The sequence below is a fragment of the Streptomyces sp. NPDC107517 genome (assembly GCF_055582645.1).
The window spans coordinates 1-3,191 of sequence record NZ_JBVJPM010000090.1; the positions used below are offsets into that span (position 1 = coordinate 1).

4 protein-coding genes are annotated in these 3,191 nt (G+C 69.5%); 3 read left to right on the forward strand and 1 reads right to left on the reverse strand.

From position 1 onward, the window contains the following. A partial coding sequence (locus ACZ67T_RS46210) for a hypothetical protein (RefSeq protein ID WP_469993077.1) occupies positions 1-409 on the forward strand: 409 nt, incomplete at its 5' end. Positions 410-476: 67 nt separating this feature from the next. Here ACZ67T_RS46210 and ACZ67T_RS46215 read toward each other — a convergent pair. After that, positions 477-1,376, reverse strand: a complete 900-nt coding sequence (locus ACZ67T_RS46215) for an alpha/beta fold hydrolase (RefSeq protein WP_469993078.1) — start codon at positions 1,374-1,376, stop codon at positions 477-479. A gap of 85 nt (positions 1,377-1,461) precedes the next feature. Here ACZ67T_RS46215 and ACZ67T_RS46220 point away from each other — a divergent pair, with 85 nt between their 5' ends. Together ACZ67T_RS46220 and ACZ67T_RS46225 are read left to right on the forward strand one after the other, a co-directional pair. Beyond that, positions 1,462-2,046, forward strand: a complete 585-nt coding sequence (locus tag ACZ67T_RS46220; protein WP_469993080.1) for a TetR/AcrR family transcriptional regulator — start codon at positions 1,462-1,464, stop codon at positions 2,044-2,046. Between the two features lie 145 nt (positions 2,047-2,191). Next, positions 2,192-3,191: ISAs1 family transposase (locus ACZ67T_RS46225; protein WP_469993082.1), on the forward strand; the 1,000-nt coding region annotated here is incomplete at its 3' end.

Here is a 3,191-nt window from a genome sequence, read left to right on the forward strand (position 1 = left end):
GAACTGGAAGCTCTCGCCGAGGAGTTGGGCAAGCAACTCCAGGAGGCAGGCCGAGCGGCACGAACTGGCGATCGCGGAGCGGAGTGTTGAACCGCTTGGCCGAGCAGGCCCGGGCCGATGCCGGGCTGTCGCTCCGGCATCGGCGAAGGTGGCCGGGCGGGCAGTCCTGCTCATCCCGCACCGCGGCGACGCGGCAGACGAGGGCGGGCTGCCCAGCGACTACCGCAAGTTCCTGGCGATCGTGCGGGAGGCGGGCGGCCCGGTGCAGGTCAGGGCGGTCGGCGAGCGGCTGGGGCTGGACGCCTCGGTACACGGCAAGCTGGAATCTTTGCGGGCGAAGATGACCAAGCTCGCCGCCCGGGGCTGGCCGCACAAGCGGGGCGACGGACGGTTCACGGCACGTCCGTAGGCGTGCGGGGCGGGCCCGTAACTGACGGGCCCCCGACGGCAATGGGGATCGCCCTCCTGCTAGAGCACTAACGGCCGCTGAAGAAGTCGGTGAGGGCGGCGGCGACGGCCTCGGGCTGCTCCTCGGGGATGTAGTGACCGGCGTCGGGCACGATGACGCCGGTCACGTTCTCGGCCCATGGGCTGATGGAGGCCGCCATATCCGGGATCGAGCCGTGGCTGCTGGAGATTCCGAGGACGGGCGCGGTCAGTCGCCGTTGCTCGAGTGCCGCGTGGTTCTTGCGCGCGGACTCGGCGGCGTCGCGGTAGTAGGCGAGGCCGGCGCGCAGGCCGCCATCGACGGCGAGGGCCGCGCCGTAGTGGTCGAGCTCTGCTTCCTCGAACGCGTCGGGCGCGAGGGACTTGGTCTTCAGGAACCAGCTGATGTAGTCCCGCTCGCGGCCGGCTATCAGCGTCTCGGGAAGATCGGGCACCACGTGGAACGCGAAGTGCCAGGTCTTGAACGCCAGAGTCGGGTCGAGAGGGATCGCTTCCGGCATGGTGATACCAGGAATTCCGGCGTCGAGCAGCGCGACCCCGTGCAGTCGGCTCTCGTAGTTCAGGGCGAGGGAGAAGGCGACCCAGGCGCCGATGTCGTGCCCGGCGAGCCAGTAGTCCCGCACGCCGAGAGCGTTCACAGCGGCCTGGATGTGCGCGGCGACCGTGTGCGTGTCGTAGCTGAGCTCCGGATGCTCGGAATTGCCTTGGCCCGGCCGGTCGATCGCTATGACCCGGAACCGATCGGCGAGAGCAGGCATGACCTTTCGCCAGGCCCACCACGTCTGCGGGAACCCGGTGAGCAGGACGACGGCCGGTCCGTCCGGCCGACCGCCTTCGACGGCGTGCAGGCGGACGCCGTCGGCGTCGACCCAGCGGTGCGTGAATCCGGCCAGGTCATGCAGAGGCAGGGCGGGGACGGGGTTGGTCATCGGAATCCTCCATCGAGGCGGGTGGACCGTGATTCGACGCTAGCACGTCTTGAACTGATCAGTCCAAGATGGGAGGATGGGCTGCATGGCAGGCAAGAAGCAGTTCGACATGGACACGGTGCTCGACGCCGCGATGATCCAGTTCTGGCGCTCCGGCTACGCCGACACCTCGCTCGACGACCTGTCCCGGGCGACCGGCCTGAACCGCAGCTCGATCTACTCCTCGCTCGGCGACAAGGACGCGCTCTTCCTTCGCTGCCTGGATCGCTACGCCACGCGCTACGGCGACAAGTTCGACGCCGCCCTCTCGTGCGCGGCCGAGGACCCCGTCGCCGCCGTCCGTGCATACTTCGATGTCACCCTGGGGCGCATCGCCGACCCCGCCGTGCCCGACGGATGCCTGATGGCCCAGTCGGTCATGGCGAGTCCGGCGCTGAGCCAGAGCGTCGCAGAGCATGTCAAAGAGTTGTTCGGCCTACAGCGCCCGCGCCTGCGCACCGCGCTGAAGGCCGGCGGAATGTCCGACGAGAACGCCGAGGACTTCGCCGCACACGTAGCGGCCGTCAACCAGTCTCTCGCGGTGATGGGCAGGGCCGGGTCGAGCCCGGAGCAACTCCGGGCGATCGTCGGTGTGACCGTCGACGCGCTCGCGCGGGCGCTGCGCCGATGATCAAGGTTCTCAAAGCCTTTGATCAGAACAGAGGTCGCGTTCGCGTGCCATCCCCCTGATCGCTGTCCTGCAGCCCCACTGCCATGGCATCGACTCCGCCTGCCCGGATCCGGAACCGCAGCAGTTCACCTCCCTGGCGGAGACGTTGAGCCGGATACCCGATCCCCGCCGGGTCCGCGGCCGTCGCTACCACCTGGGCTCCCTGCTCGCGTTGTGCCTGGTCGCCGTGCTCGGCGGAGCCAGGTCCCTGGCCACGATCGCCCGCTTCGCCGCCGATACCGACTCCAGCCTGCGTGAACAGTTCGGGCTCGCCTCCAGCACACCGAACGCCTCCACACTGGGACGACTCCTCGCTCGTCTGGACGGCGACGCCTTGGACGACGCCGTGGGCGCCTGGCTCGCCCGGTACGCCGCCGACCCGGTGGACGAACCCGGCGAGACACTGATCGGCCTGGCCGTCGACGGCAAGACTGTGCGTGGATCCCGCACCGACGGCATGGCCGTCCACCCGCTCGCCGCCGCGCTGCACGGCTGCCAGACCGTGATCGCCCAGCGTCAAGTCGCCGCGAAGAGCAACAAGATCCCCGCCTTCGCCCCGCTGCTGGACCGGCTCGACCTGCGCGGCGTCGTCGTCACCGCCGATGCGATGCACACCCAGCACACCCACGCCGAGCACGTCATCACCGCCGACGGCCACTACCTCCTGGTCATCAAGGGAAACCAGAAGAAGCTGCGCAAGCAGTTGCGGCGCCTGCCCTGGCGGGAGATCCCGCTGCAGGCCCGCACCGCCAGGGCCGGGCACGGCCGCCGCGAGGTCCGCCGCCTGAAGGTCTGCACCGTCCAGCCCGGCCTGCTCTTCCCGCACGCCGTCCAGGCCATGGAGATCAAGCGCCGCCGCACCCACAGCAGGACCGGCAAGGTCCAGACGAAATCCGTCTACGCGGTCACCAGCCTGTCGCCCGAGCAGGCCCGCCCGGCGCAACTCGCCCAACTCGTGCAGAACCCCTGGTCGGTTGAGGCCCTGCACCACGTCAGAGACGCCACCTATAGCGAGGACGCCTCGCGAGTGCGCACCGGCACCGCACCCCGCGCCATGGCCACGCTGCGGAACCTGGCTATCGGACTCATGCGCCAAGCAGGCTGGA